This window comes from Mesorhizobium sp. M7A.F.Ca.CA.001.10.2.1, assembly GCF_003998575.1.
GTDB lineage: Bacteria > Pseudomonadota > Alphaproteobacteria > Rhizobiales > Rhizobiaceae > Mesorhizobium.
In genome coordinates this window covers 1-5,064 of sequence record NZ_RZQY01000434.1, presented here as the reverse complement: position 1 = coordinate 5,064, position 5,064 = coordinate 1, and the positions used below count along the sequence as shown (strand labels likewise).

Genomic DNA, 5,064 nt, shown 5'->3' with positions numbered 1-5,064 from the left:
GCGCGAGAACATGGAGCACGTTGGGCGACGGTTTCTTGATCTTGCCGTTCTCAATCTGGCTCAAATACGCGTTCGAGACTTCGCGTTTTGTGGCTGTTTCGACCTCCCGCAGTTTCATGCCGCGGTCTTCACGAATCGAGGCCAAATACTGCCCAAGGCTTGCCTTCAGTTCAGTTTTTCGTTCAATCGTGTTATTCATTCTTCACCATAACCGTTTGATTCCTTTCGGATTATAACACTTTTTGCTCAGTCTGTCAAGCGTGCTAATTTCTGCTTGACGTTCTTAGCAAGCTTCTGCTAGTATGCAGAAAGTTGCCGGCAAAGGGATCGGCATCGCCACTTGAAGGAACATAAAAATGGATACCCACGAGAACGGGATCGATCCCGGTGAAGAACAGGTCCTCGACGACATCATCGACCTCGAGGAATACGCCAAGCTTGGCAAGCAGCCCCCGCTCGCGAAAGGATACCGGCTGCAGGTCAACGGCAAGCCGTATGTCATCCTGAAGCCGAATCCGACCGGCGAGGAAATCCTGACGCTGGCGGGTCTCCTGCCCGCCAAGGACTATACGCTCCGCCTCAAAATGGCGGGCGAGCGCCCCGAGAAGATCGGGCTGCACGAACCTATCGACCTGCGCCGCAAGGGTATCGAAAAGTTCAAGGCCTTGCCCCGCGACCAGACGGAGGGCTGACAAGATGTCCCTGCGCCGCAACTTTGAACTCGGGGAGGAGGACGAGGCGTTCCTCCAGCAGTATGAGCGTCCGTGGGAGACCATCATCGACGGATCGCCATGGGTGCTTATCCACGACTTTCCCGTGCCCAAGGGCTACGACCATGACAAGGTCATAGCGGCGATCCGGATCGAATCCGGCTATCCGCATGCCCAGCTCGATATGGTTTACTTCTATCCCGGACTCCAGCGCATCGACGGGCAACCGATCGGGCGCACGGAAGCACGGCAGGCCCTGGACGGAAAGACGTTTCAGCGCTGGTCGCGGCACCGCACGGGAGCGAACCCGTGGAAACCCGGCTTCGACAATTTGGGCACGCATATCTTCCTCGTGGAAGAATGGCTTGAGCGAGAGTTCGAAAAATGCCCGGCAAAATGAGCCTCGCCCTATCGGGCGATCAGCACGCTCATCTGAAGAGCTTCCTCTTCCCCGGCGACGGCTGCGAAGCCGTCGCTATTCTTCTTTGTGGCCGCCGCAACGGTGACCGCGTGCACCGGCTGACGGTACGCGAAATTCATGAGGTTCCATACGATCAGTGCCTTGAGCGTTCGCCAATTCGCGTGGTTTGGAGTCCCGATTACATCGCGCCGATCCTGGAGAGAGCCACCGAGAAGGGGCTTTCTATCATCAAGGTGCACAGCCATCCGGGCGGATATCCTGAATTCTCGGACATCGACGATGACGGCGATCACCGGCTTCTACCGATGATCCGCGGCTGGGTTGAGGCGAATATCCCGCACGGCAGCGCGGTCATGTTGCCTTCTGGTGAAATGTTCGGCCGCGTGCTGCTCGACTACGGCGTCATGCGTTCCTTGAGCTGCATCAGCGTGGCGGGCGATGACCTCCTCTTCTGGTATCCGAACAGCGGCAACGTCGAGGTTCCGAGTTTCGCCGCCTCGCATGCGCAAGCGTTTGACGAAGGCACGATCGAACGCCTTGGCAAGCTTTCCATCGGCGTTATCGGCTGCTCGGGAACGGGCAGTCCTGTGATCGAGCAGCTGATGCGTCTTGGGGTCGGCGAACTTGTCATCGTCGATGATGATGCGATCGAAGATCGCAACGTCAATCGGATCATCAACTCCACAATGGAAGATGCCCGGCTGGGCCGGAAGAAAGTCGACGTGATCGGCGACGCCATCGACCGAACCGGTGTTGGCACCAAAGTCATTCGGCTGGCCCAAAATCTGTGGGACCCGGACGTCGTCCGTGCGCTTGGACAATGCGATGTGCTCTTCGGTTGCATGGACACGGTTGATGGACGCTACCTGCTGAACTGTATCGCAACCCAGTATCTCATCCCCTACTTCGACATCGGAATAAGGCTCGACGCCGTACGTGATGGGTATAATCGCGGACAGATTCGGGAAGTGTGCGGGACGATCCACTACCTACAGCCAGGCCGCTCGTCGCTGATGAGCCGCGATCTGTTCTCGATGGATGACGTGTCGGCCGCGGGACTACGCCGCACAGATCCCGAGGCGCATCTATTGCAGGTCGAAGACGGCTATATCAGAGGTGTCGCAAATCGCCGACCCGCCGTGATCAGCGTAAACATGCTGGCCGCGGCACTTGCCGTTGATGAATTCCTCGCCCGGCTTCACCCGTTCCGCGAGCTGGTCAATCGGGAGTATGCAAGCGTTACGTTCAGCCTCGCCAGCATGGAACTGATCACCGAGCCCGAAGTAGGAATATGCTCTATCCTGTCCTCGAAAGTGGGCCACGGCGATGTCCGCCCGCTTCTGGGCATACCAGAGCTCGGAAAGCGGACTACATGACCTGGCTGATTCAGTTTCTGGCGTGGCTGCTTTCGCTCCCGGGGCGCTGGTTCGATCGACCATACAAGACGATCGTCGTGCGGATCGCACTCCCTGGAAAATTGCGTAAGAAGACCCTCTACGTTGTCGAAGAAGACGGCTTCGAAGAACAAGCCGCAATGCTCTGCCCTCGCTGTCACGACCACATCCTTCACATGAATCTGCTGCCCGACGAGCGACCCTGCTGGAAAGTGACGCGGCATGAAGACGGCACAGCGACGCTGCACCCCTCCGTCTGGAGGAAAAAGGATTGCGGTGTTCACTTCTGGTTCCGTCATAGCCGTGTCGAGTGGGTGAAGGAAACGACGACGCTGCAATAGGTTGGTAATCCCATGGACGTTACCCTTCCTCGCTCCGTCGAAGAGATAGGACGGCCGAGCGTGGCTTCCTTCTCAGCCTTTCAAAACGGATGCACGACCCAGCGACACAGGCTATGTTGCCCCGTCCGGCCGAGGTCGTCGAAGGGGGAGGCATGACATGCAGGCAATGCCGATAGCGCATCAAGCCGCGCAACCCGTGGTCTCCCTGACCGGCTATCCGGCCGCCGTGCTGTGCTGGCTGCTTTCGGCTGGTGTCTATATCGCGGCCAAATGGGTGGCGCCTGAAATGCCGCCCTGGGGCCTCTGCTTCTGGCGGCTGACGCTGGCCTGCGCCATCCTGCTGCCGATCGTGCACCGTCATCACGACGCGATGATCGGGCTTTTGCGAACGCGCGCCGTGGAGGTCGTCGCCGTGGGGGCGATCGGCCTCACGCTGTGCCAAGGTATGATCTACCACGGCCTCAACGACACCGACGCCACCACGGCCGGCATCATCATGGCGCTGTCGCCGGTCATGACGATGGTGCTCGCCCGTTTTGTGCTTGGCGAGCCGCTCGGCCTGTGGAAGTCGCTTGGCGCCCTGGTTGCGCTTGCCGGGATGATCTTCATCGTTGCCCATGGCAACCTGACGGCGCTGCTGCAACTCAAGCTCAACGCCGGCGAGCTGTGGATCGTCGGCAGCGCGTTCTGCTGGGGCCTCTACACCGTGCTTTTGCGCCGTGCCAAATTCGGCATCGAACTCCTGCCGATGGTCGTGCTGCTGCTCGGCGCCGGTGCGCTGGTCGCCTTGCCTTTCCATGTGTGGGAATTGTTCAACGACGAACGCTCCGCCATGGACGTCGACAGCCTTCTCGCACTCGCCTATCTGGCAGGTCCCGGCGGCGCCTTGATGTACTATCTCTACAACAAAAGCGTGCAAACGCTGGGCGCGAGCCGGGCGAGCATGCTGCTCTACCTGCAGACGGTGTTCGTGGCCATGCTCGCCTATCTGCTGCTCGGCGAGGGCTTGCACGATTACGATCTGGTCGGTGCGGCCTTCATCGTCGCCGGCATCGTACTCGCCACAATGGTCAAGCCCAGGCCGGCTCAACCACGCGTGGCGTAGAAATCTCGCGGGTGACGGCTGTGCGGCGGGCAACAAAAAACCCGCCTGCGCGGCGGGTCACTGGCGCAAATCAGCACCATAGGCAAAAATGTAGCATAGCTGCCCTCACCGGTCAAGAAAAAATTCCTATCCACGTCAGCCAAGGTGCCCGCCGGACACATGCATTCCCGGGCCAGCGGCGCACTTGCGGTGGAGGCCGACATTCAAACGAAAGTAAATTCAGTTCCAACTTGACGGAACATTAGCTAGAGCTAATTGTTGATCTGTGCGGCAGGTGGTGCCCTCCATCGCCTGCCGAAGATCGGCCGTCCGATCGGCCCGCGTCCTCCGCCAGAGGCGCGGGCTTTCGGGCCGGGTGACCGGCCAGCCCTCGCAACGGTAGTTCTGTCCTCAGCTTCCGGTCATTTCGCCAGTCCCTCATCGGGGTTTCGCCGCCTTTTGGCCTTCAGGCTGCGGGCGGCTTGCTCGATTGCCGCGCGGTCATTGCCCAGGCGGTCGAGCAGTTCCTGCGCCTCGTCGCCCGATATGCCGGTGCGCACCGCCAGCGCCTCGACCTCCAGCACGTCGGAGCTGGCGATCTCGCCGGTTTCGGGCAGCGCGTCATCCGCCGTCAGCGGCAGGGCCGACTCGCGGTCGATCTCCGCCTCGGCCTGGTGCCAGTGCCGCTCAGGGTCGCCGTGCATGCGGCCTTCCCGTTCCCAGATCTGGTAGGCGCGCTCACGAATTCTGTCGTCCCGGTCGTCGCTCATGGTCAGTCCTCCTTGGGGTCAGGGTTGAACGCCGCGCCAGTGCGGACGCTCCGGAAAATCCGCGCGATCGGATCGCCATGCCGGGCGGCGCGCGGGGCTACTGGCATTGCCGTCTCGGGCCGCCTGAATAGGGCTGGTAGGAGTTGTCTTCCGGGCGGTAGGAGCGGTAGCGGCTGAAGCAGGAATCGACATGGTCGGCCGAAAGTGCGGCGCCGCCATCGTCGGCAACGTAGACGCCCAGGCCGGCGCCGTTTTCGTCGCCATCGCCGGCGGCGGGCAAAACAGCCTGACCGGCGGCTTGGAGATAGGGCGAGATGCAGGGGCGCAGCTGCCCGCTGTAGGAG

At 60.8% G+C, this 5,064-nt stretch carries 8 protein-coding genes; 5 read left to right on the top strand and 3 right to left on the bottom strand.

Translation table 11 applies throughout. From position 1 onward, the window contains the following. The coding region (locus EN964_RS23955; RefSeq protein ID WP_164775958.1) for a helix-turn-helix domain-containing protein at positions 1-199 on the bottom strand (199 nt) is incomplete at its 3' end. 157 nt (positions 200-356) lie between these two features. On the opposite strand from EN964_RS23955, the gene EN964_RS23950 reads away from it, so the two are divergent. The 5 genes from EN964_RS23950 (at position 357) to EN964_RS23930 (ending at position 3,971) form a co-directional block, all read left to right on the top strand. Beyond that, positions 357-692 carry a multiubiquitin domain-containing protein gene (locus EN964_RS23950; RefSeq protein WP_127268631.1) on the top strand — a complete coding sequence of 112 codons (336 nt, stop codon included), beginning with the start codon at positions 357-359 and terminating at the stop codon, positions 690-692. Between the two features lie 4 nt (positions 693-696). Then, a complete protein-coding gene (locus tag EN964_RS23945; protein ID WP_127268632.1) occupies positions 697-1,110 on the top strand; it encodes an E2/UBC family protein in 414 nt (137 codons plus the stop codon). Then, a complete protein-coding gene (locus EN964_RS23940) occupies positions 1,095-2,507 on the top strand; it encodes a ThiF family adenylyltransferase (RefSeq protein WP_236382736.1) in 1,413 nt (470 codons plus the stop codon). Before EN964_RS23945 ends, EN964_RS23940 begins: the two co-directional genes overlap by 16 nt. Then, complete coding sequence (locus tag EN964_RS23935) at positions 2,504-2,866, top strand: DUF6527 family protein (RefSeq protein ID WP_127268633.1); 363 nt, start codon at positions 2,504-2,506, stop codon at positions 2,864-2,866. The genes EN964_RS23940 and EN964_RS23935 overlap by 4 nt, the downstream gene beginning before the upstream one ends. A 157-nt stretch (positions 2,867-3,023) precedes the next feature. Beyond that, entirely contained in the window at positions 3,024-3,971 is a 948-nt protein-coding gene (locus tag EN964_RS23930; RefSeq protein ID WP_127272007.1) for a DMT family transporter, read from the top strand. A 401-nt stretch (positions 3,972-4,372) separates the two neighbouring features. Here the strand turns inward: EN964_RS23930 and EN964_RS23925 are convergent, their stop codons facing one another. Together EN964_RS23925 and EN964_RS23920 are read right to left on the bottom strand one after the other, a co-directional pair. After that, positions 4,373-4,720 (bottom strand): DUF2934 domain-containing protein, encoded by a 348-nt coding sequence (locus tag EN964_RS23925; RefSeq protein WP_027035205.1) that lies wholly within the window; start codon positions 4,718-4,720, stop codon positions 4,373-4,375. A 97-nt stretch (positions 4,721-4,817) separates the two neighbouring features. Continuing rightward, the coding region (locus EN964_RS23920; RefSeq protein WP_164775957.1) for a BA14K family protein at positions 4,818-5,064 on the bottom strand (247 nt) is incomplete at its 5' end.

What these genes read in the sequence shown, in the direction of transcription:
- EN964_RS23950 (WP_127268631.1), top strand. Translation starts at nt 357, where the DNA reads ATGGATACCCACGAGAACGGGATCGATCCCGGTGAAGAACAGGTCCTC.
- EN964_RS23945 (WP_127268632.1), top strand. Translation starts at nt 697, where the DNA reads ATGTCCCTGCGCCGCAACTTTGAACTCGGGGAGGAGGACGAGGCGTTC.
- EN964_RS23940 (WP_236382736.1), top strand. Translation starts at nt 1,095, where the DNA reads ATGCCCGGCAAAATGAGCCTCGCCCTATCGGGCGATCAGCACGCTCAT.
- EN964_RS23935 (WP_127268633.1), top strand. Translation starts at nt 2,504, where the DNA reads ATGACCTGGCTGATTCAGTTTCTGGCGTGGCTGCTTTCGCTCCCGGGG.
- EN964_RS23930 (WP_127272007.1), top strand. Translation starts at nt 3,024, where the DNA reads ATGCAGGCAATGCCGATAGCGCATCAAGCCGCGCAACCCGTGGTCTCC.
- EN964_RS23925 (WP_027035205.1), bottom strand. Translation starts at nt 4,720, where the DNA reads ATGAGCGACGACCGGGACGACAGAATTCGTGAGCGCGCCTACCAGATC.